Genomic DNA, 21,352 nt, shown 5'->3' with positions numbered 1-21,352 from the left:
GACATTCCCAGTCCGACGGACGGCTGCAAGAACGCCGAAGCGGGATCAGGACACGGTCAGCAGGGCATGAACCGGACGCGGGGCGATCCGGGCCCGCCCGTCGAGGAACGCGAGCTCCAGCAGCACGCTGAATCCGCTGACCCGACCGCCGGCGCGTTCGACGAGTTCGAGGGTGGCCGCGGCGGTACCCCCGGTCGCGAGCACGTCGTCGACGACCAGGACCCGCTCCCCCGCGGCGAAGGCGTCCTCGTGCACCTCGATGACCGCCGAGCCGTACTCCAGGGCGTAGCTCGCCGAGACGGTCGCGCGGGGCAGCTTGCCGGCCTTGCGGACCGGCACGATGCCCTTGCCGGTGGCGTACGCGACGGCCGCGGCGATCACGAACCCGCGGGCCTCGATCCCGGCGACCACGTCGAAGCTGTCCGCGCCGTGCTCGGCGATGATCGCATCGACGACGGCGGCGAACGCCGGGCCGTCGGCGAACAGCGGCATCAGGTCCTTGAACAGGATGCCGGGCTTGGGAAAGTCGGGCACGTCGACGACCTTGCTCGCGACCAGCTCCGAGATCTCCACCGGGTTACCTCCACAGGAAAGCGGCACGGGCGCCGCTGCGAAGCGACGCCCGTGCCGGGTGAACGTTGGGTGAGGAAAGGTCAGCGACGGCCGGAGCCGGGCCTGCCGCCGGCCCTGGGCCGCTTCGACTGCCCGGGGCGGCTGTTCGGCCGGGCACCCGGGCGGGGCGCCGAGCCGGCGAGCTCGGAGCGCTCCCCGGACCGGCCGATCTCCACGCCGTCGCTGTCCACGACGGGCGCCTGGGTGGCCTGCTTGGCAAGCGCGGCGCGGCGGTTCGCCACCCGGGTCTCGTGTGCCTGCAGGCGCGGCTCGCGGACCTTGAGCTCGGCGAGGACCGGCGTGGCGAAGAAGATCGAGGAGTACACCGCGACGCCCATACCGATGAACAGCACCAGACCGAGGTCCTTCAGCGTGCCTGCGCCGAGGAGGCCGGCGCCGATGAACAGCAGGCCGCCGACGGGCAGCAGCGCGACCAGACCGGTGTTGATGGAGCGCATCAGGGTCTGGTTGACCGCCAGGTTGGCGGCCTCGGCGTAGGTGCTGTTGTTGTTGCCGGTGATGCCCCGGGTGTTCTCCTGCACCTTGTCGAACACCACGACGACGTCGTAGAGCGCGAAACCGAGGATCGTCAGGAAGCCGATGACCGTGGAGGGCGTGACCTCGAACCCGACCAGGGAGTACACGCCGCCGGTGAGCACCAGGTCCAGCAGCAGCGACGCGATCGCCGCCACCGCCATCCGCCACTCGAAGCGGAACACCAGGTACGCCGTCACCAGCGCCAGGAAGATCACCAGGCTCTGCAGGGCCTTGTTGGTGACCTGGCCGCCCCAGGACGTGCTGACGGCGCTGTCGCTGATCTGGGCCGGGTCGATGTTGAAGGTGTCGGCGACCTTCTCCTTGATCTCGGTCTGCCGGGCCGCGTCGGTGATCAGCTCGGTCTTGATGACGTACTGCTTGTCACCGACCGTCTGGCCCGTCTTGACCTCGACGCCGGCGTCGCCGAACGCCTGCTCGACCGACTCGAGCGAGCCGACGCTGACCGGCACGTTGTACTGGTTGCCGCCCTCGAACTCGATGCCGAGCGTGAAGCCCTTGAACACCATGCTGCCGATCGCGATCAGCAGGGCGATCCCGGCGACGGTGAACCAGAGCCGCCGGCGACCGACGACGTTGACGTTGGCTTCACCACGGTAGAGCCGGGCTGCGATGCCACCTTTGCCACTCATCGTCAGACCTCCTTCGGGCGGTTACGACGGGGGGCGGAGGGCGCCACACCGGTGGTGCCTGGACGCTGCTCGACGATCCGGCCGAGGCCGGAGACCCTCGGTGACAAGAACGCTTTGCTGCGCGCGAACAACGTCATGATCGGATGGCGGAAGAGGAACACGACGACGAGGTCGAGGATGGTCGCGACACCCAGGGCGAACGCGAAGCCCTTGACCGAGCCGATGGAGAAGAAGTACAGCACCGCGGCGGCGAGCAGGGTGATCGCGTTGGCGGAGATGATCGTGCGGCGGGCCCGGACCCAGGCGCGAGGGACCGCGCTGCGCGGGCTGCGCCCGTCGCGGATCTCGTCCTTGAGCCGCTCGAAGTAGATGACGAACGAGTCGGCGGCGACGCCCAGCGACACGATGAAGCCGGCGAACCCGGCGAGCGTCAGGGTGAAGCCCATGGTCCGGCCCAGGATGATCAGCGCCATGTAGACCATCGCGCCGGACAGCACCAGGCTGAGCGTGATGACCAGGCCGAGGAGCCGGTAGTAGAAGAACGAGTACAGCACGACCAGCAGCAGGCCGATGCCGGCGGCGAGCACGCCCGCCTCCAGGTGCGAGCTGCCCAGCGTGGCGGAGATGCTCTGCGCGTCCTGCGGGATGAACGACAGCGGCAGCGCGCCGTACTGCAGCTGGTTGGCCAGCAGCTCGGTGTCACGCTTGGTGAACGAGCCGGTGATCCGCGCGTCGCCGGGGATGACGCTCTCGATGACCGGGGCGGACACCACGGTGTTGTCGAGCACGACCGCGACCTGCTTGCTGTCGGTGCCGTTGTTCCACGCCTCGCGGGTCAGGTTGGTCCAGCGGTCCTGGCCCTTGCTGTTGAACGACATCGTGACGATCCACTTGCCGTTGGTCGAGTCGATCGACGAGTCGGCCTTGGAGACGTCGGTGCCGAGCACCTTGGCGACGTCGAGCATGTACTTGGTGCCGGGCTCGCACGCGACGGCCTGCTGCTCGGGGGTGCGGATCGAGCCGACCGGGCGGTTGTTGAGCTTGTCGCAGGTGACGAACGGGATGTTGAACTGCACCCCCGCCGGCAGGACCGCGACCTCTTCCGGGGTCAGCGTCTTGAACGGCGCGTAGAGCTGTGCCTTCGCCGGGTCGGCGGCCAGGTCGACCGGCGCGGTCTCCTGGGCCGCGGCGGCCATGACGGAGTCGCCGAGCTTCTTCTGCACCGCGGCGCGCAGCTGCGCGACGTCCGCCGGCACGGGGGCCGCGGAGCCCGACGCAGACGCCGACGCGGACGGCGCGACGGAGGACGGCGCGGCCGAGGAGGCGGCCGCCGACGCGGACGCGGACGGCTTGGCACTGGCGGACGCCGAGGCCGAGGCCGACGCGGGAGCCGACGCGGAGGCGGAGTCGGAGGCCGACGCAGAGGCGGACGCCGACGGGTTGGTGTCGCCGATGTCGGCGGTCGAGCCCAGCACCGTCCGGAAGCGCAGCTCGGCGGTCTGGCCGATCTGCTTCAACCGGTCGTCGCTCTTACCCGGCAGGGAGACCACGATGTTGGTGTCGCCCTCGATGAGGACCTCGGCCTCGGAGACACCGAGGCCGTTGACACGGCTGTCGATGATGTCCTTGGCGGTCTCCATCTGCTGCTTCGTCGGGGGCTTGCCGTTGTCGGTCTTCGCCTGCAGCGTGACCGTGGTCCCGCCGATGAGGTCCAGGCCGAGGTTCGGCTCAAGCCGGTCACGCCAGCCGCCGTCACCGCCGAACCACACCCAGATGGCGAGCAGAACGAAGATGGTGCCGAGCACACCGAGCTGACGGCCCGGGTGCATCGGTGCCTGAGGTTGTGCCACGGCTGTCGGGTCTCCCTGCACTAACGCCGGCGGGGTGCGCGGCGTGCTTGTTCGTGGTGGTGCGGCGGTCAGTCAGCGGTCAGCCGGCGCTCAGTCCAGGGACTTGGGCGTGGTCCCGGGCGCCGGCGACTCTTCCTCGGTCGTCTCGGTGGCGGCCTCGTCGTCGAGGGCGTCGTCGTCGCTGACGGCCTTCTGGTTCACCTTGCCGATCGCGGCCTTGGCGTATCTGGCGGTGACGCCGGGCGCGATCTCCAGCACGACGCTGTCCTCGTCGATGCTGCGAATGGTGCCATACAGCCCACCCACGGTGATGATCTCGTCACCGATCCCCATGGCGGACTGCATGTTCTGGACTTCCCGGCGGCGACGCTGCTGCGGGCGGATCATCATGAAGTAGATGAGGGCGAAGATCCCCACGATGAACAACAGGGAGGTATACCCACTGCCACCTGAACCCTGTGCCTCGGCGAACAGCACGATCATGGCCTTCCGGTCGGCTCGGGACCCAGGGGCCTGGGCGCACCGAGCGAAGTATGAAGTCCGCGCGGCGGACCGCGGCGAGTCTAGTCGGTGTGTCGGAAGACACGCAGACCGGCATCTATCACGGTCCGATCACGACAGCTTGGGACGCTACGGCTCCAAGCTGAAAAGATCGGGCATTTGCGGCGATGTTCCCCCTGCGTGGCTCCCGCCACCGACGGTACCAGCGGGAACCGGCAGGCCGAGATGACGCCATGCGCTCGGCGTGGCCACTCGCCCACGTGGCGTACGCGCGAGCAGGCCCGTCCGCAGCAGGAAAGGTTCACAGACCTCTTCGACGGTGTCGGGTTGCTCACCGACGGCCACGGCGAGGGTCGACAGCCCGACCGGTCCCCCGCCCTGGCGGATCAGCGCCCGCAGCACCGCCCGGTCGAGGCGGTCCAAGCCGAGCTCGTCGACGTCGTACACGGCGAGGGCGGCCTTCGCGGCGGCCAGGTCGACCACGCCGGTGCCGCGCACCTCGGCGTAGTCGCGGACCCGGCGCAGCAGCCGGTTGGCGATGCGTGGCGTGCCGCGGGAGCGCCGGCCGATCTCCACGGAGCCCTCGTCGGTGATCGGCACGTCGAGGATCCGCGCCGACCGCGCGATGATCATCTCCAGCTCGTCCGGGTCGTAGAACTCCAGCTGGCCGACGAAGCCGAAGCGGTCGCGCATCGGGCCGGTCAGCAGCCCGCTGCGGGTCGTCGCGCCGACCAGCGTGAACGGCTCCACGTCCAGGGGGATGGCGGTCGCCCCGGGCCCCTTGCCGACGACGACGTCGACCCGGAAGTCCTCCATCGCGCTGTACAGCAGCTCCTCGGCCGGCTTCGCGATGCGGTGGATCTCGTCGATGAACAGCACGTCGCCCTCGGACAGGCTGGTGAGCACCGCGGCGAGGTCCCCCGCGCGCTCGATCGCCGGGCCGCTGGTCATCCGCAGGCCGGCGGACAGCTCCGCGGCGACGATCATGGCGAGGGTCGTCTTGCCCAGGCCCGGCGGGCCGGACAGCAGGATGTGATCCGGCGGGCTGCCGCGGCGCAGCGCACTCTGCAGCAGCAGGTCCAGCTGCTCCCGGACCCGGTGCTGCCCGATCAGCTCGGCGAGCCGCTTCGGGCGCACGCTCTGCTCGGCGGCCTGGTCCTCCTCCGCCGCATACGCACTGACGAGGGGGTCCGTCACCGGATGGTGCCCAGCATGCGGATCGCCTGCTTGAGCAGCACCGGCACCGGCGGGACGGTGCCGCCGTCGAGCTGCTCGGCGACGGCGGCGACGGCCTGGTCCGCCTGGCCGGCGGTCCAGCCGAGGCCGGTGAGCGCCTGGCGGACCTGCTCGGCCCACACCGCGCCGGGTCCGACGCCGACCAGCGCCGCGCCGTCGCCGGGGAGCGCGCCGATCTTGTCGCGCAGCTCGAGCACGAGGCGCTCGGCGCCCTTCTTGCCGATGCCCGGCACCCGGGTCAGCGTCGAGGTGTCGTTGCCGGCGATGGCCCGGCGCACCACCTCGGGGGTGTGCACGGCGAGCACCGCCTGCGCGAGCCTCGGCCCGACACCCGTCGCGGTCTGCAGCAGCTCGAACAGCCGTCGCGCGTCGTCGTCGGCAAACCCGTACAACGTCAGCGAGTCCTCGCGCACGATCAGCGACGTCGCGAGGGTGGCCTCCTGCCCGACCCGCAGCTCCGCCAGCGTGTGCGGCGAGCAGTGCACGGCGAGGCCGACCCCGCCGACCTCGATCACGGCTCCGTCCGGCGACACGGCGGCGACCCGCCCCCGCACACTCGCGATCATCGTGCTCTCCTCAGCGCCGCCTGGATGCGGTCCCGGGTGCCGCCCCTCCAGACATGACAGATTGCCAGAGCGAGGGCGTCGGCGGCATCGGCGGGCCGGGGCGCGACCGCCAGCCGCAGCAGCCGGGTCACCATCGCCGTGACCTGTGCCTTGTCCGCGGCGCCGTTGCCGCTGACGGCGGCCTTGACCTCGCTGGGCGTGTAGGTCTGCACCGGCAGGCCGGCCCGGGCGGCGGCGAGGATCGCGACCGCACCCGCCTGCGCCGTGCCCATGACGGTGCGCACGTTGTGCTGGCTGAAGACCCGCTCCACGGCGACGGACTCGGGGCGGTGCTCGGCGATGAGGGCGGTGAGCCGCTGGTCCAGGTTGAGCAGCCGGTGCGCCAGGTCCGTGTCCGGGTCGCTGGTGACCACCTCGTAGTGCACGAGCTTGCACGGCCGGCCGGGCACGCCGTCGACCACCCCGACGCCGCAGCGGGTCAGCCCCGGGTCGACCCCCAGCACGCGCACCGACAACCCCCTCATACGTGTGTTCGACACAGTAGCCGACGTGCCGCGCGGACCGGGAACACGACACACACACCGAGTCCGGCGAAGGTATGTGGGCGGGCCCCATGGGACGCGCGCGCGAAGGCTCGTACGTTTCCCGCCATGACGACGCCACATCCCGTTCCGCCGCACCAGGTGGTCGCCCTGGACCTGCGTGGCCGGACCGCACTGGTGACGGGCGCCGGCAGCGGCATCGGCCGGGGCGTCGCCGTGCGCCTGGCCGTCGCCGGTGCCAGGGTGGTCGCCGTCGACCGGGACGCCGAGGCCCTCAAGCTCCTGGCGGACGAGCTGGATGTGGTACCGGTAGTCGCCGACCTCTCCGATCTCGCTGACGCCGAGCTCCGGCTGGAGGAGCACTGGCAGGCCGACGTGCTGGTCAACAACGCCGGCCTGCAGCACGTGGCGCCCCTGGAGGACTTCCCGCCGGAGCGCTTCGCCTACATCCAGACCGTCATGGTCGAGGCGCCGTTCCGGCTCACCCGCCGGGTCCTGCCGCACATGTACGCGTCCGGCTGGGGGCGCGTCGTCAACATCTCCTCCGTGCACGGCCTGCGGGCCTCGCCGTTCAAGGCCGCGTACGTGACGGCCAAGCACGCCCTGGAGGGCCTGTCCAAGACGGTCGCCCTCGAAGGCGCCCCGCACGGGGTCACCAGCAACTGCATCAACCCGTCCTACGTGCGCACCCCCCTCGTCGAGGGCCAGATCGCGGCGCAGGCCGCCACCCACGGCATCGACGAGACCGAGGTGGTGGAGAAGATCATGCTCACCAGCGCGGCGATCAAGCGGCTGATCGAGCCGTCCGAGGTGGCGGAGCTGGTCGCGTACCTGTGCACCGACACCGCGGGGTTCATCACCGGTGCGTCGGTGGCGATCGACGGCGGCTGGACGGCGCACTGAGCAGGCACTAGCACAATGGGAGCGTGACGATGCTGGAGTACCTGGAGCTGCTCGCGCGGGAGGCCGCCGCGGTCGAGTTCGAGGGCCCGCTCGTCGCCGCCCGCAACGCCGGCCTCGCCCCGGACCGCCTCGCCGAGCTCGAACAGGCCAAGGTCGTCGCCCTGCGCGTCCGGGCGCTGCTGGAGCGGCGGCGGCGCCGCGAGGAGGAGCTGTCCGGGCTGTTCGACACCGCCAGCGACCTCGCCGGCCTCCGCGACGTCGACGCCGTCCTCGCCGCCATCGTGCACCGCGCGCGGACACTGCTCGGCGCCGACGTGGCGTACATGACGCTCAACGACGAGCAGCACGGCGACACCTACATGCGGGTCACCGACGGCTCGATCTCGGCCAAGTTCCAGGCGCTGCGCCTGCCGATGGGCGCCGGGCTCGGCGGGCTCGTCGCGCAGACCGGCAGCCCGTACGTGACGGCCAACTACCCCGAGGACGCCCGCTTCCGGCACACCGGCGACATCGACGCCGGCGTCGGCGAGGAGGGCCTCGTCGCGATCCTGGGCGTACCCCTGCGGCTCGGCTCGCGCATCATCGGCGTCCTGTACGCCGCCAACCGCTCCGCCCGCCCCTTCGCCCGCGAGGAGGTGTCGCTGCTGGTGTCCCTCGCCGCCAACGCCGCCGTCGCGATCGACACCGCCCGCCTGCTCGGCGAGACCCAGGCGGCCCTGGAGGAGCTGTCCGCGGCCAACGGCATGGTCCGCGCCCACAGCGACTCCGTCGAACGCGCCGCCGCCGCCCACGACCGCATGACCGCCCTCGTGCTGCGCGGCGCCGGGGTCGAGGACATCGCCGAGGTCGTCACCGAGGTCCTCGGCGGCGCCCTGCTGGTCCTGGACGCCGACGGCCGCCGGCAGGCCAGCGTCGGGGCCCTGGACGTCCCCGACGCCAGCGCCATCGCCGAGGCCCTCGCCGCGTCCCGGACCGAGGGCCGCAGCGTGCGCCGCGGCGCTGTGGGTCGCCGCCGTCGTCGCCGGCGCCGAGAACCTGGGCGCGCTCGTCCTGCGCCCCGACCGTCCCCTCGTCGACGCCGACCAGCGCATCCTGGAGCGGGCCGCGGTCGTCACCGCCCTGCTGCAGCTCTTCCGCCGCACCGTCGCCGAGGCCGAGGGCCGGGTCCGCGGCGAGCTGCTCGACGACGTCATCACCCGCCCCGTCCGCGACGCGGACTCCCTGCGCACCCGCGCCAAACGCCTCGGCGTCGACCTGGACGCCCCGAACGTCGTCGTTGCCGTCGGCGAGGACGCCGTGGCCGTCGGCTCGGCCCGGCAGCGTGCGGTGTCGTGGGCGCAGACGTACGCCCAGACCCGCGGCGGCCTCGCAGCCACCCGGGACGGGCACGTGGTCCTCCTCCTGCCCGGCGAGGCGGCCGGCCCCCTGGCCCGCACGGTCGCCCGCGACCTCGGCAAGCTCCTCGGCCGCCCGGTCACCGCCGGCGCCGGCGGCCCCGCGACCGGCCCCGCCGGCATCGCCGCCGCCTACCGCGACGCGGACCGCTGCGTCATCGCCCTCGCCGCCCTCGGCCGCGGCGGCGCCGGCGCCAGCACCGCCGAGCTGGGCTTCGTCGGGCTCCTGCTGGGCTCCGCCCCGGACGGCCGCGACCGCGACGTCGAGCAGTTCCTGGGCTCCACCATCGGCCCCGTCGTCGACTACGACGTGCGGCGGGGCACAGCGCTGGTCAAGACCCTGGAGGCGTACTTCGGCGTCGGCGGCAGCCTGGCCCGCGCCGCGGAGCTGCTGCACGTCCACGTGAACACGGTGACGCAGCGCCTCGAACGCATCGGCCAGCTGCTCGGCGCCGACTGGCAGAAGCCGGAGCGGGCCCTGGAGGTCCAGCTGGCCCTGCGCCTGCACCGCCTGCGCGCCTGACCCCCGCCGCCCACGACCGAGCCCTCACAGCTCGCCACCGTCGACCACGCCCCGAGCGGAAGATCACCGCCCGGGCCGACACCCACCGTTCCCGCCATCGACCCGGCCACTCTCCCGTGATCACGGAAACTCACTGAGCCATGGGCGCCACCGAACTTCCGCGATCACGGCACCGAGGCCACGTGCCGAAGTTCCGCGATCACAGAGACCAGCGCACGCAACGCGACCGCCGCACCAGCACCCCCGCCGTGATCAAAGGACGAGGGTGGCCGCCCGGACGGCCAGGGCCGTCCTTCGATCACGCACCCGGGGCCAGAGATCGCCGTTCGGGGCGCGGTACCCACCGGTTCAGCCATCGACTCGGGCCACTCCCCCGTGATCACGGAAGCTCGCTGGACCGTGGGCGCCACCGAAGGTCCGTGATCACGGAGACCAGCGCACGCGACGCAACCGCCACACCGGCACCCCCGCCGTGATCAAAGGACGGAGATGGCCGCCCGGACGACCAGGGCCATCCTTCGATCACGCACCGGAGCCGGAGATCACCGTCCGGGGCGCGATACCCACCGGTCCAGCCATCGACCCGGGCCACTCCCCGTGATCACGGAGACCGGCGCACACGACGCAACCGGCGCACCAGCACCCCCGCCGTGATCAAAGGACGAGGGTGGCCGCCCAGACGACCAGGGCCGTCCTTCGATCACGCACCGGAGCCGGAGATCGCCGTCCGGGACGCGGTACCCACCGGTCCAGCCATCAGCCCGGACGGCTCTCCCGTGATCGCGGAAACTCACTGAGCCATGGGCGCCACCGAGGCCACGTGCCGAAGTTCCGCGATCAGGGAGACCAGCGCACGCAACGCGACCGGCGCACCAGCACCCCGCCGTGATCAAAGGACGGAGATGGCCGCCCAGACGACCAGGGCCATCCTTCGATCACGCACCGGAGCCAGAGATCACTGCCCGGAGCGCGGTACCCACCGGTCCTGTCATCGACCCAGGCCGGTCCCCCGTGATCACGGAGACCGGCGCACACGACGTGACCGCCACACCGGCACCCCCGCCGTGATCAAAGGACGGAGATGGCCGCCCAGACGACCAGGGCCATCCTTCGATCACGCACCGGAGCCGGAGATCACTGCCCGGGGCGCGGTACCCACCGGTCCAGCCATCAGCCCGGACGGCTCTCCCGTGATCGCGGAAACTCGCTGGGCCGTGGGCGCTGTCGAAGGTCCGCGATCACGGCGATGAGGGCGCCGGCGCGGAGGTCGGCGTGCGCGCGGCCCACCAAGCGCTTCGGCAGCGTCAAGGCGGCGGCCATATGTTGAAATTTCGGATATGTCGGTCGGCGGCAGCCGGCCGACATATCCGAGGACCGCGCCGAGGACAGCGGCGGGGACGGTGCCGGGAAGCGTCCGGGAGGAAGCGTCCGGACGTCAGGCGTGGGCGCCGCGGAGGATGGCGTCCACGAGGCGTTCGGCGAACTGCTCGTCGGACACGTTCGGGTTCCACCGCAGGATGTTCTGCGCCAGGGTCGGGCCCGACAGCATGAGCAGGGTCAGCTCCACGTCGAGGTCGGCCCGCAGCTCGCCGCTGGCCATCCCGCGCCGCAGCACGGCCCGCATCACGTCGCGGCGGGGCTCGATGACGCCCTGATACACCCGGTGCATCTCCTCGCCCTTGGCGAGCTGCGGCAGCAGGCAGGCGGTCACCTTGCCGTAGTGGTCCATGCGCTTGGTGCGCATCCCGGCGATGAGGGTGACCAGGTCGCCGCGGACGGACTCGCCGGCCAGCTCCGGCGGGGGGCCCTTCATCGCCGTCACGGCGTCGATGAGCAGCGCCTCCTTGTTGGGCCAGCGGCGGTAGATCGTCGCCTTGCCCACGCCCGCCTTCGCCGCGACCGCCTCGATCGAGATCGCGTCCGCGCTCTGGCCGCCGCTGAGCAGCTGCATGACCGCTTCGATGATGGCCTCGTCGGCACGGGCGCTGCGGGGCCGGCCGGGACCCTTGCGGTCCTGGTCGGCCACCACATCCACGCTCGCCGTCGTCATGGCTTCCATTGTTGCCGAGTTCTCACCTGGAAGCCACACACGAACCGTTCGCCGGTCATCACACGTCTACCAGCTCGACGCCCTGCTCCTCGGCGATGCTCTCCGCGACCGTGGGGGCGGGAGCGGACGCCGGGCGCTTGCCGGGCAGCCAGACGAACGCGACGGCGGCACCGAGGACCGCGAAGATCGCGGAGCCGATCGCCGAGTAGTGCATCGCGGTGATGAAGGCGTCGTTGGCGTGCTGGATCAGTGCCTGCCCGGCGGGCCCGGCGTTCGCCGCGATGCCGTACGCACCGGAGATCGACTCGTCCGCGACGTGCTTCGCGGCGGCCGGCAGGCCGTTCGTGGAGGACTCGACGCCGCTGCGGTAGTAGGAGCTGATGACGGCGCCGAGCGCGGCCACGCCGAGGGCGCCGCCGACCTGACGGATGGTGTTGCTGACGGCCGATCCGACGCCGGCCTTCTCACGGGGCAGCGCGGCCATGATGGCCTCGGTGGCGGGCGGCATCACGTTGGCCATGCCGACGCCCATGATGAAGAACAGCGCACCGACCACCCAGATCGGCGTCGAGGCACCGATGAAGATCCAGCCGGCCAGGCCGGCGGCGACCAGGAGCAGGCCAGTGGTGCTGACCGCCTTCGGGCCGTAGCGCTTCACCATCGCGGCGCTGCGCGGGGCGAAGACCAGCTGGCCGAGCGCGAACGGCACGAACAGCGCGCCGGAGGCCAGGGGGCCGTAGCCGCGCACCAGCTGCAGGTAGAACGCGCTGGTGAACATGGCGCCCATGGCGGCGAAGAAGACCAGGCCGATCATCGCGGTGGAGGCCGAGAACTGCGGGTTGGAGAACAGCCGCACGTCCAGCGAGGGGAACTCCACGCGCCGCTCGTAGATCACGAACGCGGCGAGCACGACGACGGACGCGAGCAGCGCGCCCCACGACTTCGGCTCGCTGAAGCCGGACTCGCCGCCCTCGATGACGCCGTACGTGAGCAGGGTCAGGCCGATGATCGACAGGATGACGCCGACGAAGTCGATGCGGCCGGGCTTCGGGTCCTTCGACTCGGGGACGAGGACGCTGACCAGGACCACGCCGGCGACGACGATCGGGACGTTGATCAGGAAGACGGAGCCCCACCAGAAGTGCTCGAGGAGCAGGCCGCCGACGATCGGGCCGATCGCGACGCCGATGCCGACGGCGCCGGCCCAGACGCCGATAGCCTTGCCGCGCTCGCGCGGGTCGAAGACGTTGGCGATGATCGACAGGGTCGACGGCATGATCGCCGCGGCGCCGAGGCCCATCAGGGCGCGGGCCCAGATCAGCTGGTCGGGCGTGTCGGCGTAGGCCGAGACGAGCGACGCGATGCCGAACAGCGCGAGCCCGACGGTCAGCGAGATCCGCCGGCCGAGACGGTCGGCGAGGATGCCGGCGGTGAAGAGCAGGCCGGCGAAGACCAGGGTGTAGGAGTTGATCGCCCATTCGAGCTCGCTCTGGGTGGCGCCCAGGCCGTGCTTCGGGTCGGCGATCGTGCGCATCGCGACGTTGAGGACGGTGTTGTCCAGCACGACGACGAGCAGGCTGATGACGAGCACGCCGAGGATGGCCCAGCGTCGAGGATGTCCGGTGTTGGGTGGAGCGGTGGTGGCGTCCATGTGTACGTGCCCCCAGTGAGCGAACGCGATACGATACGGAACAGTTCCGTATCCTCGACCAACGTAAGGGAAGGTCGAGCGATACGGAACCGTCTCGTATCAGAATGTGCGTGTGATCACATGCGCTTGCGGAGCAGCCACAGCGCCGATCCCCACAGGCCGCGCCGGAAGAGCAGCACCACCAGGACGAAGATGCCGCCGGTGACGAGGCCGATCAGGGTGAAGCCGGCCTGCGACAGCTGGTCCTCCAGGTTGACCACGAGCGCCGCGCCGACCACCCCGCCCCACAGCGTGCCGATGCCACCGAGCACGACGAGGACGACGCCCTTGCCCGAGGTCGTCCAGTGCACGACGTCGAGGGACACGAACCCGTGCGCGACGGCGAACAGCCCGCCGCCCAGCCCGGCGACGAACGCCGACAGGACGAAGACGAGCAGCTTGTACCGGTGCGCCGGGTAGCCCAGCGCGCGGGCCCGGGCGGGGTTGTCCCGGATCGCGACGAGGACCCGCCCGAACGGCGAGTGCACGATCCGCCAGGCCAGGAGCATCCCGAGCGCCGCCATGGGCAGCGCCGCGTAGTAGAAGTAGTACGGGTCGGACAGGTCGAGCCCGAACAGCTCCCGGGGCACGCTCTGCAGGCCGTTCTCGCCGCCGGTCACCGACGACCACTCGTTGGCCACGAAGTACACCAGCTGCGCGAAGGCCAGGGTCACCATCGCGAAGTAGATCCCGGTGCGTTTCACCGCCAGGTAGCCGATCGGCACCGCGAGGACCGCCGCGGCGAGCGCGCCGCCGAGCACCGCGACCGGGAAGGGCACCCCGAGGTGCGCGGCGATCAGCCCGGCGGTGTACGCCGAGGTGCCCCAGAACGCGGCGTGCCCGAAGGACAGCAGCCCGCCGTACCCCAGCAGCAGATCGATGGCGACGGCGAACAGCGCCCAGCACAGCATGTCGACCGCGACCGCGGGATAGAGCCCGTTGGGCAGCCACAGCGCCACGGCGGCGCCGGCCGCGACCAGGGTCCAACCGGCCCAGCGGGGCGTCCGGACCCGCTGTAACACCAATGACGTCATGCCGGGGTCTCCTCCCGTCCGAACAGCCCGGCCGGGCGGAACAGCAGCACGAGGGCCATGACCAGGAAGATGAGGGTCTGTGCGAGCAGCGCCGGGCCGTACGCCTCGCTCCACGCCTGCAGCAGCCCGATGCCGAAGCCGGCGGCGACGGAGCCGAAGACCGAGCCGAGCCCGCCGATGACGACCACCGCGAAGACCCCGATGATGAGGTCGGCGCCCATGAGCGGGTTCACCGCCCGCATCGGCGCGGCGAGGACCCCGGCGAGCGCGGCCAGGGCCACCCCGAAGCCGAACACCGGCGCGATCCACCGCCCGACGTCGATGCCGAGCGCGCGGGTGAGCTCGGGGCGTTCGGTGGCGGCGCGCACGACGGTGCCGACCCGGGTGCGGGTCAGCAGCCACCACACGGCCACGCACAGCAGCACGGCGACGCCGAAGACGAACACGCGGTACGCCGGGAAGTCGAACAGCCCGAGGTCGACGGTGCCGCGCAGCCCCGGCGGTGCGCCGTACGGGTTGGACTGCGAGCCGTAGCGCGACTTCACCACGTCCTGCAGCATCAGCGTGAGCCCGAAGGTGAGCAGGAAGTTGTACAGCGGGTCCAATGTGGACAGCCGCCGGATCAGCGAGCGCTCCAGCAGGATCCCGAGCAGGCCGAGGACGACGGGCACCACGAGCAGCGCCCACCAGAAGGAGATGCCCGCCTCGGCCAGCAGCACGTAGGCGCCGAACGCGCCGAGCATGTAGAACGCGCCGTGGGCGAAGTTGACCACCCGCAGCATGCCGAAGATGACGGCCAGGCCGAGGGCGAGCAACGCGTAGAAGCTGCCCCCGACCAGTCCGTTGAACGTGTGGGTGAGCAGACCCATCGGACTACAGCTTGCAGTCTGCCGACGGGGCGCGGAACGCGTCCTGGGCCGGGATGGTCTTCACGATCTGCTCGTAGTCCCAGGGTTCCTTGACCTCGCTGCCGGGCTTCACCTTGGCGAGGTAGGCGTCGTGCAGGACCCGGTGGTCGGCGGCCCGGAACTCCCCGTTGCGCAGGAAGAAGTCGTTGACCTTCTTGCCTTCCAGCTGCTTGACGACCGCGTCGGCGTCGTCGGTACCGGCGGCCTGCACCGCCTCCAGGTACTGCGTCGCCGCCGAGTAGTTCGCCGCGTGCGCGAACGTGGGGCGCTGCCCGCCGGTGCGGGCGGAGAACTTGTCGGCCCACGCCCGGTTCTGCGCGTCGAAGTTCCAGTACCACGCGTCGGTGAACGTCGTGCCGGCCAGCGCGTCCGGGGTCAGGGAGTGGATGTCGGTGAGGAACATCAGGCCAACGGCGAGCCCGACGCCCTTGTCGCGCAGCTTGAACTCGTTGTACTGCTTGACCAGGTTCACCAGGTCGGCGCCGGCCTGCATGGTGCCCAGCACGTCCGGCTTCGGGTTCAGCGTCGGCGCCTTGAGCAGGAACGTGGAGAAGTTGTCGTTGGGGAACGGGGTCGGGTCGCTGGCCACGACGCTGCCGCCGCCCTTGGCGATCGCTGCCTTGAAGGACTTCTCCATGTCCTGGCCGAACGCGTAGTCGGGGTAGACGATGTACCAGTTCTTGGCGCCCGCCTCGGTCGTCGCGGTGCCGGTGCCGTTGGCGAGCATCGCGGTGTCGTAGGCGTAGTGGAACGTGTACTTGTTGCAGGACTTGCCGGTCAGGTCGGTGGTGGCGCCGGAGATGTTGAAGTAGAGCTTCCTGCTCGCCTTGGCGACGTCGGCGACCTTCAGCGCGGCCGAGGACGTGGGCACGTCGAGGATCGCGTCGACGCCGATCCGGTCGTACATCTCCGCGGCGCGGGTGTTCGCCACGTCGGGCTTGTTCTGGTGGTCGGCGGTCTCCACCGTGATGTTCTTCGTGACGGCCTTGTCGCCGTACTTGGCCTTGAAGTCCTCGATGGCCATCTTCACGGCCTCGACGGAGTTCTTGCCCGACAGCTGCGCGTACACGCCGGACTGGTCGTTCAGGACGCCGAGCACGAGCTTGTCGCCGGTGAGCTTCGAGTCGCCGCCGGAGCGGGGACCACCGCCGCCGCAGCCGGCCAGCATGACGCAGAGCGCGGCACCGGCCGCGAGTGACTTTCTCATGAAATATCCCCTAGATCCCGAGGTGTGCGAGGAGTTCGGCCTCGCGGGAGTGGATGTCGGTGTTGTCGAAGGTGCCGACGATGCGCCCCTCGGCGAGGAGGTAGTGGCGGTCGGCGACGGTCGTGGCGAAGTGGATGTTCTGCTCGACGAGCAGGACGGTGACGCCGTGGTCCTTGGCCCGCCGCAGGATCTCGCCGACCTGCTGGACCAGCAGCGGGGAGAGGCCTTCGGTGGGTTCGTCGCAGAGCAGGACCGTCGCGCCCATCCGCAGCACCCGGGCCAGGGCGAGCATCTGCTGCTCGCCGCCGGAGAGCTTGGTGGCGGGGCTGGCGCGGCGGGTGTACAGCGCCGGGAACGCCTCGTGGACCTGCTCCAGGCTCCACGGGGCGGGGCCGACGACCGGGGGCAGCGTGAGGTGTTCGGCGACGGTCAGGGTGGCGTAGGCACCGCGGTCGTCGGGCACCCAGCCCAGGCCGCGGCGGGCCCGCTGGTGGACCTTGCGGGCCGTGATGTCCTCCCCGGCCAGGTGTACGCCGCCGGACTGGCCGGTGTGCAGCCCCATGACGCTGCGCAGCAGCGTGGTCTTGCCGGCGCCGTTGCGCCCGCACAGCGTGACCACCTCGCCCCGCTCGACGTGCAGGTCGACGTCGGTGAGCACGCGGGCCTCGCCGTGCCAGGCCGACAGCTTCTCAATGCGCAGCATCAGCGCTCCCCAGGTACGCCTCGATGACCCGCGGGTCGGCGCGGACCTGCTCGTACGGGCCCTCGACCAGCACGCGACCGGCCTGCAGCACGGTGACGGTGTCGGCGAGCCGGCCGACGACGCGCATGTTGTGCTCGACCAGCACCACGGTGCGGCCGTCGCGGACGGCGGCGATGAGCTCCACGGTGCGGTCGACGTCCTCGAGGCCCATGCCGGCGGTCGGCTCGTCCAGCAGCAGCACCTTCGGGTCGAGGGCCAGGGCGATCGCCAGCTCCAGGGCGCGTTTGCGCCCGTACGCGAGGCTGCCGGCGAGGGTCTCCCCCGCGTCGCCGAGGCCGACCAGGTCGAGCAGCTCACCGGCATGGGCCGAGAACCGTGCCAGGAGCCGGTGGCTGCGCCAGAACCGCCAGCCGAGCCCGGTCGCGCTCTGCAGGGCCAGCTCGACGTGGGTCCGCGCGGTCTGCTGCGGGAACAGGCTGGTGATCTGGAAGGACCGGGCGACGCCGAGGCGGGCGACCCGCTCCGGCGGCAGCCCGGTGATGTCGCGACCGGCGAGCTCGATGTGCCCGGCGGTCGGCGCGAGAAATCCGGTGAGCAGGTTGAACAGCGTCGTCTTGCCGGCGCCGTTGGGTCCGACGAGCGCGTGCACGCTGCCGGCGGCGACGGTCAGGTCGACCTGGTCGACGGCGCGGAAGCCACGGAAGTCACGGGTGAGGCCGCGAGCGGTCAGAGCTGGACCGTCCAATAGGGACACACCTCCTCGGGGCGAAGGGCGGTTGGTGGTGGGCGGTCACATGTGGCCCGCCCGTTGCGGCGAACGCTATGACCGGCGCCACACCCAGGCCATGGAGGCGATCCATACATTTACCGGCGTGCCCGTGTGTGCCTCCACCACACGAAAAAGGCGCCGATCGATTCGATCTTCATCGAACCGATCGGCGCCTGACGAGCAGGTGGATCCCGTCAGCGGCGGTCGGGGATCCACCTGGCGAGCGGGCCGAGGCGGGTCCGCAGACCGGCCAGGCCACCGGGGAAGAAGTACACCGCGAGGATGAACACGGTCCCCAGCACGAACAGCGGCTGCGACAGCGGGCCGCTCAGCACGCCCGGCAGGCTGTCCACGGCGTCGGAGCGGCCGAAGGACACCAGGCGGTAGTCGAGGTACGTGAAGAGCATCCCGCCGATGAGCGGCCCCCATCGGGTGCCGGGCCCGCCGAGGACGACCATGACCAGCAGCGTGAGCGTCTGGTCGGAGGCCGCCACGTGCGGGGTGGCGCCGCCGATCAGCAGGGCGTACATGGCGCCGGCCAGCCCGGCCAGGCCGCCGGCGACGGTGAACGCGAACAGCTTGTACCGGTACGGGTCGAGGCCGAGGACGCCGACGCGGCGTTCGTCGTCGCGGATCGCGGCGAGGACCCGGCCGGCGGGCGCGTCCGCGATCGCGTGCACGATCAGGACGGTGACGACGGCGACGCCGACGGCGAGCCAGTACAGGTTGACGGTGTTGGTGACGCCGACGAGGGCGTCGGGCACCCCCGTGGTGTCCATCGGCAGGCCCTCCTCGCCGCCGGTGACGCCGCCCGGGTCGCGGCCGATGGTGATCGCGCCGACCTGGGCGAAGGCGAGGGTGACCATCGCGAACGCGATGCCGTTGGTGCGCAGCGCGATCGCGCCGAGCGCCGCGGCGATCGTGGCGGTGCCGACGACGGCGAGGATCACCGCCTGCCACAGCGGGTAGCCGGCCTTGGTGACCAGGACGTCGGTGCCGTAGACCCCGGCGGCGAAGTAGAGCGCATGGCCGAAGGACAGCAGGCCGGTGCGCCCGAACAGCAGGTCGTAGCCGGTGGCGAGGGCGCCGAACACCAGGCACAGCGCGAGCAGCTGCAGGGTGCCGGGCTTGTTGATCGCCGCGTCGAACACGCCGGGGATCTCGATCGACCAGTACGGCAGCGCGATGAGCACGACCAGCACGACCAGCGGCCCGAAGCGGGCGGGGTGCAGCTTGCGCCGGGGGCGGGTGGACGTGCCGCCGGGGGTCACCGCGGTGTCCGTCATCATGAGGTGGCGACCTTTCCGGTGATGCCCTGCGGGCGGACGAGCAGCACGATCGCGAGCAGCGCGACGACGCAGATGTCGCCGAGTCCCGGGGAGGTGTAGTTGACGAACTGCTGCAGCAGCCCGACGGCGACGGCGGCGTAGGCGGCGCCGACGACGGAGCCCATGCCGCCGATGACCACGACGATGAACCCGAAGATGAGCAGCGAGCTGCCGCCGGTCGGGGAGATCGAGCCGGCGTAGACCCCGCCCAGTGCTCCTGCCAGGGCGGCGGCGGCGCCACCGATCGCGAAGACGAGCGTGAACGCCCGCCGCACGTCGATGCCGAGCGCGGTCACCATCGACCGGTCCTCGACGCCGGCCCGGATGACCAGGCCGATCCGGGTGTACTTGAGGAAGGCGAGGAGGCCGGTGAGCACGATCGCGGCGGCGCCGATGAGCAGGAACCGGTCGTTGGGGACGCGGGCGCCGGCGACCTCGGTCAGCTCCTGCGTCCACTGCGGCCGCGGGTAGGTGCGCGGGTCCGCGCCCCACGACGCCTGCAGCAGCGCCACCCCGGCGAGGGACAGCCCGACGGTGACGAGGACCTGTTCGATGGTGCGGGAGTACAGGGGCCGGATGAGCACCAGCTCGACGAGCGCGGCGACGGCGGTGCCGCACACGACGCCGAAGATCACGGCGAGGACGAAGCCCCAGCCGGACGGCCCGGCGCCGGGGAGGTTGCCCGACGCCCACCAGGTGCCGTACGCGCCGACGGACAGGAACAGCCCGTGCGCGAAGTTCAGCACGTCGGCGAGCCCGAACACCAGCGCGAGGCCGGACGCGACGAGGAAGTACAGCGCCGCCAGCCCCAGCCCGGTCAGCGTCAGCAGTACAAATGTGCTCACGCGTGGTCCCCCTTGCCGACGCCGAGCAGCGCCTTGGTCTTCTCGGTGTAGTCGAGCAGGTCGCTCGCGCCGCCGGTGTAGGCGACCCGGCCGTTGGCGATGACGACGGCGTGGCGGGCCATGCGCCGCACGACCGCCAGGTTCTGCTCGACGAGCAGCATCGGCACGACGGCGGCGACCGCCTCCAGGGCGGCGGCGACCTCGGTGACGACCTTCGGGGCGAGGCCCTTCGTCGGCTCGTCGATGAGCAGCAGCCGGTTGGGGTTGAGCAGCACCCGGCCGATCGCCAGCATCTGCTGCTGGCCGCCGGACAGGGTGCCGGCCCGCTGCCGGGCCCGCTTGCGCAGTTCCGGGAAGAGGCCGTGGACGGTGTCGTAGTCGGGGGTACCGCCGGCGCGCTCGGCGAGGCGGAGGTTCTCCGCGACGGTGAGCCCGGCGAAGACCCCCCGGTCCTCGGGCACGTAGCCGAGACCCTGCCGGACCAGGCGGAACGTCGGCTGCCGGGTGATCGGGGCGCCGTCGTAGGCGACCCGGCCGGTGATCTCCGCGGCGCGCGGCATCAGGCCGAGCACGGCCTTGAGGGTGGTGGTCTTGCCGACGCCGTTGCGGCCGAGCAGCGCGGTGACGCCCTGCGGCTGCACGCTGAACGTGACGCCCTGCAGGATGTGCGACCCGCCCACCTTGACCGACAAATCGGATACGTCGAGAATTGGGCTCACAGCTTCTCCCCCAGGTACGCCTCCTGGACGGTCCGGTCGGCCATGACGACCTCCGGGGTGTCGCAGATGAGCAGCGCCCCGTGGTGCATGACCGCGACCCGGTCCGCCAGGTCCAGGACCACATCCATGTGGTGCTCCACCATGAGCACGCTGCGCCGCTCGTCGCGGGTCAGCGTCTTGATCAGCGCGACCAGCCCCGGCACGTCCTCGGCGCTGACCCCGGCCATCGGCTCGTCCAGCAGCAGCACCCTGGGCTCGCCGGCGAGCAGCAGCGCGATCTCCAGCTTGCGTTTCTCGCCGTGGGCGAGGGTGCCGGCCAGGGTGCCGGCGCGGTGGTCCAGGCCGACCCGCCACAGGACCCGGTCGGCCCGCTCGGCGATGTCCTTGTCGGACCCGCGCAGCGGAAACGGCCGGATCGACCCGCCGCGGCGGGCCTGCACGGCGAGGCGCACGTTCTGCGCGACGCTCAGCGACCCGAACACCGACGAGGACTGGAACGTGCGGCCGAGGCCGCGGCGGGCCCGGCGGTGCGGCGCGAGCCCGGTGATGTCCTGCCCGGCGAGGGTGACCGAGCCGTCCGTCGGCCGGCGCAGCCCGGAGATCAGGTTGAACAGCGACGTCTTGCCGGCGCCGTTGGGGCCGATGACGGCGAGGAACTCGCCCTCGGCCAGGTCGACCGACACGTGGTCGACGATCGCGACCTCGCCGATCTTCCAGGTCAGCCGCCTGGTGGACAGCAGGCCGGTGGCCGGGGCGTCAACCACCCCGGCCGCCGGTGTGTTGCT

At 71.5% G+C, this 21,352-nt stretch carries 19 protein-coding genes and 1 pseudogene; 2 read left to right on the top strand and 18 right to left on the bottom strand.

From position 1 onward, the window contains the following. Window positions 1–45 precede the first annotated feature (45 nt). From OHA72_RS21105 to ruvC, 7 genes are all read right to left on the bottom strand, one after another. Window positions 46–573 carry an adenine phosphoribosyltransferase gene (locus tag OHA72_RS21105; protein WP_442788631.1) on the bottom strand — a complete coding sequence of 176 codons (528 nt, stop codon included), beginning with the start codon at window positions 571–573 and terminating at the stop codon, window positions 46–48. A gap of 80 nt (window positions 574–653) precedes the next feature. Further along, window positions 654–1,799 carry a protein translocase subunit SecF gene (gene secF / locus OHA72_RS21100; protein WP_327009513.1) on the bottom strand — a complete coding sequence of 382 codons (1,146 nt, stop codon included), beginning with the start codon at window positions 1,797–1,799 and terminating at the stop codon, window positions 654–656. Window positions 1,800–1,801: 2 nt separating this feature from the next. Further along, window positions 1,802–3,649, bottom strand: coding sequence for a protein translocase subunit SecD (secD, locus tag OHA72_RS21095; RefSeq protein WP_327009512.1), 1,848 nt, complete (start codon window positions 3,647–3,649; stop codon window positions 1,802–1,804). A gap of 90 nt (window positions 3,650–3,739) precedes the next feature. Further along, complete coding sequence (yajC, locus tag OHA72_RS21090; protein ID WP_442788732.1) at window positions 3,740–4,126, bottom strand: preprotein translocase subunit YajC; 387 nt, start codon at window positions 4,124–4,126, stop codon at window positions 3,740–3,742. A gap of 153 nt (window positions 4,127–4,279) precedes the next feature. Then, window positions 4,280–5,347: a Holliday junction branch migration DNA helicase RuvB gene (gene ruvB, locus OHA72_RS21085; RefSeq protein WP_327009510.1), complete on the bottom strand. Its 1,068-nt coding sequence runs from the start codon at window positions 5,345–5,347 to the stop codon at window positions 4,280–4,282. Then, entirely contained in the window at window positions 5,344–5,952 is a 609-nt protein-coding gene (gene ruvA, locus OHA72_RS21080; protein ID WP_327009509.1) for a Holliday junction branch migration protein RuvA, read from the bottom strand. Before ruvA ends, ruvB begins: the two co-directional genes overlap by 4 nt. Next, window positions 5,949–6,461, bottom strand: coding sequence for a crossover junction endodeoxyribonuclease RuvC (ruvC, locus tag OHA72_RS21075; protein WP_327009508.1), 513 nt, complete (start codon window positions 6,459–6,461; stop codon window positions 5,949–5,951). Before ruvC ends, ruvA begins: the two co-directional genes overlap by 4 nt. Window positions 6,462–6,602: 141 nt before the next feature. Between ruvC and OHA72_RS21070 the strand changes: the two genes are divergently transcribed. Together OHA72_RS21070 and OHA72_RS21065 are read left to right on the top strand one after the other, a co-directional pair. Then, window positions 6,603–7,397, top strand: a complete 795-nt coding sequence (locus OHA72_RS21070; protein WP_327009507.1) for a 3-hydroxybutyrate dehydrogenase — start codon at window positions 6,603–6,605, stop codon at window positions 7,395–7,397. Window positions 7,398–7,426: 29 nt separating this feature from the next. After that, window positions 7,427–9,314 (top strand): annotated as a pseudogene (locus OHA72_RS21065) (helix-turn-helix domain-containing protein). A 1,435-nt stretch (window positions 9,315–10,749) separates the two neighbouring features. On the opposite strand, the gene OHA72_RS21060 reads toward OHA72_RS21065, so the two are convergent. The 11 genes from OHA72_RS21060 to OHA72_RS21010 form a co-directional block, all read right to left on the bottom strand. Further along, on the bottom strand, window positions 10,750–11,364 hold the full coding sequence (locus tag OHA72_RS21060; RefSeq protein WP_327009506.1) for a TetR/AcrR family transcriptional regulator: 615 nt from the start codon (window positions 11,362–11,364) through the stop codon (window positions 10,750–10,752). Between the two features lie 58 nt (window positions 11,365–11,422). After that, entirely contained in the window at window positions 11,423–13,015 is a 1,593-nt protein-coding gene (locus tag OHA72_RS21055) for an MFS transporter (RefSeq protein WP_327009505.1), read from the bottom strand. A 116-nt stretch (window positions 13,016–13,131) separates the two neighbouring features. Continuing rightward, window positions 13,132–14,088, bottom strand: coding sequence for a branched-chain amino acid ABC transporter permease (locus OHA72_RS21050; protein ID WP_327009504.1), 957 nt, complete (start codon window positions 14,086–14,088; stop codon window positions 13,132–13,134). After that, entirely contained in the window at window positions 14,085–14,957 is an 873-nt protein-coding gene (locus OHA72_RS21045) for a branched-chain amino acid ABC transporter permease (RefSeq protein ID WP_327009503.1), read from the bottom strand. Before OHA72_RS21045 ends, OHA72_RS21050 begins: the two co-directional genes overlap by 4 nt. Before the next feature lie 4 nt (window positions 14,958–14,961). Further along, window positions 14,962–16,203: an ABC transporter substrate-binding protein gene (locus tag OHA72_RS21040; RefSeq protein WP_327009502.1), complete on the bottom strand. Its 1,242-nt coding sequence runs from the start codon at window positions 16,201–16,203 to the stop codon at window positions 14,962–14,964. Window positions 16,204–16,213: 10 nt separating this feature from the next. After that, window positions 16,214–16,906, bottom strand: a complete 693-nt coding sequence (locus OHA72_RS21035; RefSeq protein ID WP_327009501.1) for an ABC transporter ATP-binding protein — start codon at window positions 16,904–16,906, stop codon at window positions 16,214–16,216. Then, window positions 16,893–17,651 carry an ABC transporter ATP-binding protein gene (locus OHA72_RS21030; protein ID WP_327009500.1) on the bottom strand — a complete coding sequence of 253 codons (759 nt, stop codon included), beginning with the start codon at window positions 17,649–17,651 and terminating at the stop codon, window positions 16,893–16,895. The genes OHA72_RS21035 and OHA72_RS21030 overlap by 14 nt, the downstream gene beginning before the upstream one ends. Window positions 17,652–17,869: 218 nt before the next feature. Further along, window positions 17,870–18,964, bottom strand: a complete 1,095-nt coding sequence (locus tag OHA72_RS21025) for a branched-chain amino acid ABC transporter permease (RefSeq protein ID WP_327009499.1) — start codon at window positions 18,962–18,964, stop codon at window positions 17,870–17,872. Continuing rightward, window positions 18,961–19,848: a branched-chain amino acid ABC transporter permease gene (locus OHA72_RS21020; RefSeq protein WP_327009498.1), complete on the bottom strand. Its 888-nt coding sequence runs from the start codon at window positions 19,846–19,848 to the stop codon at window positions 18,961–18,963. Before OHA72_RS21020 ends, OHA72_RS21025 begins: the two co-directional genes overlap by 4 nt. Further along, entirely contained in the window at window positions 19,845–20,567 is a 723-nt protein-coding gene (locus OHA72_RS21015; protein ID WP_327009497.1) for an ABC transporter ATP-binding protein, read from the bottom strand. Before OHA72_RS21015 ends, OHA72_RS21020 begins: the two co-directional genes overlap by 4 nt. Then, complete coding sequence (locus tag OHA72_RS21010; protein ID WP_327011623.1) at window positions 20,564–21,307, bottom strand: ABC transporter ATP-binding protein; 744 nt, start codon at window positions 21,305–21,307, stop codon at window positions 20,564–20,566. Before OHA72_RS21010 ends, OHA72_RS21015 begins: the two co-directional genes overlap by 4 nt. Between the last annotated feature and the right edge of the window lie 45 nt (window positions 21,308–21,352).

It is taken from the genome of Dactylosporangium sp. NBC_01737 (assembly GCF_035963215.1).
Taxonomy (GTDB): Bacteria; Actinomycetota; Actinomycetes; order Mycobacteriales; family Micromonosporaceae; genus Dactylosporangium.
The sequence above is the reverse complement of the archived record's forward strand: the minus strand, read 5'-3'. Positions and strand labels throughout refer to the sequence as shown.

Coding starts and splice junctions, on each gene's coding strand:
- secF (WP_327009513.1), bottom strand. CDS start 1,799: ATGAGTGGCAAAGGTGGCATCGCAGCCCGGCTCTACCGTGGTGAAGCC.
- ruvA (WP_327009509.1), bottom strand. CDS start 5,952: ATGATCGCGAGTGTGCGGGGGCGGGTCGCCGCCGTGTCGCCGGACGGA.
- OHA72_RS21070 (WP_327009507.1), top strand. CDS start 6,603: ATGACGACGCCACATCCCGTTCCGCCGCACCAGGTGGTCGCCCTGGAC.
- OHA72_RS21060 (WP_327009506.1), bottom strand. CDS start 11,364: ATGACGACGGCGAGCGTGGATGTGGTGGCCGACCAGGACCGCAAGGGT.
- OHA72_RS21055 (WP_327009505.1), bottom strand. CDS start 13,015: ATGGACGCCACCACCGCTCCACCCAACACCGGACATCCTCGACGCTGG.
- OHA72_RS21050 (WP_327009504.1), bottom strand. CDS start 14,088: ATGACGTCATTGGTGTTACAGCGGGTCCGGACGCCCCGCTGGGCCGGT.
- OHA72_RS21045 (WP_327009503.1), bottom strand. CDS start 14,957: ATGGGTCTGCTCACCCACACGTTCAACGGACTGGTCGGGGGCAGCTTC.
- OHA72_RS21040 (WP_327009502.1), bottom strand. CDS start 16,203: ATGAGAAAGTCACTCGCGGCCGGTGCCGCGCTCTGCGTCATGCTGGCC.
- OHA72_RS21035 (WP_327009501.1), bottom strand. CDS start 16,906: ATGCTGCGCATTGAGAAGCTGTCGGCCTGGCACGGCGAGGCCCGCGTG.
- OHA72_RS21025 (WP_327009499.1), bottom strand. CDS start 18,964: ATGATGACGGACACCGCGGTGACCCCCGGCGGCACGTCCACCCGCCCC.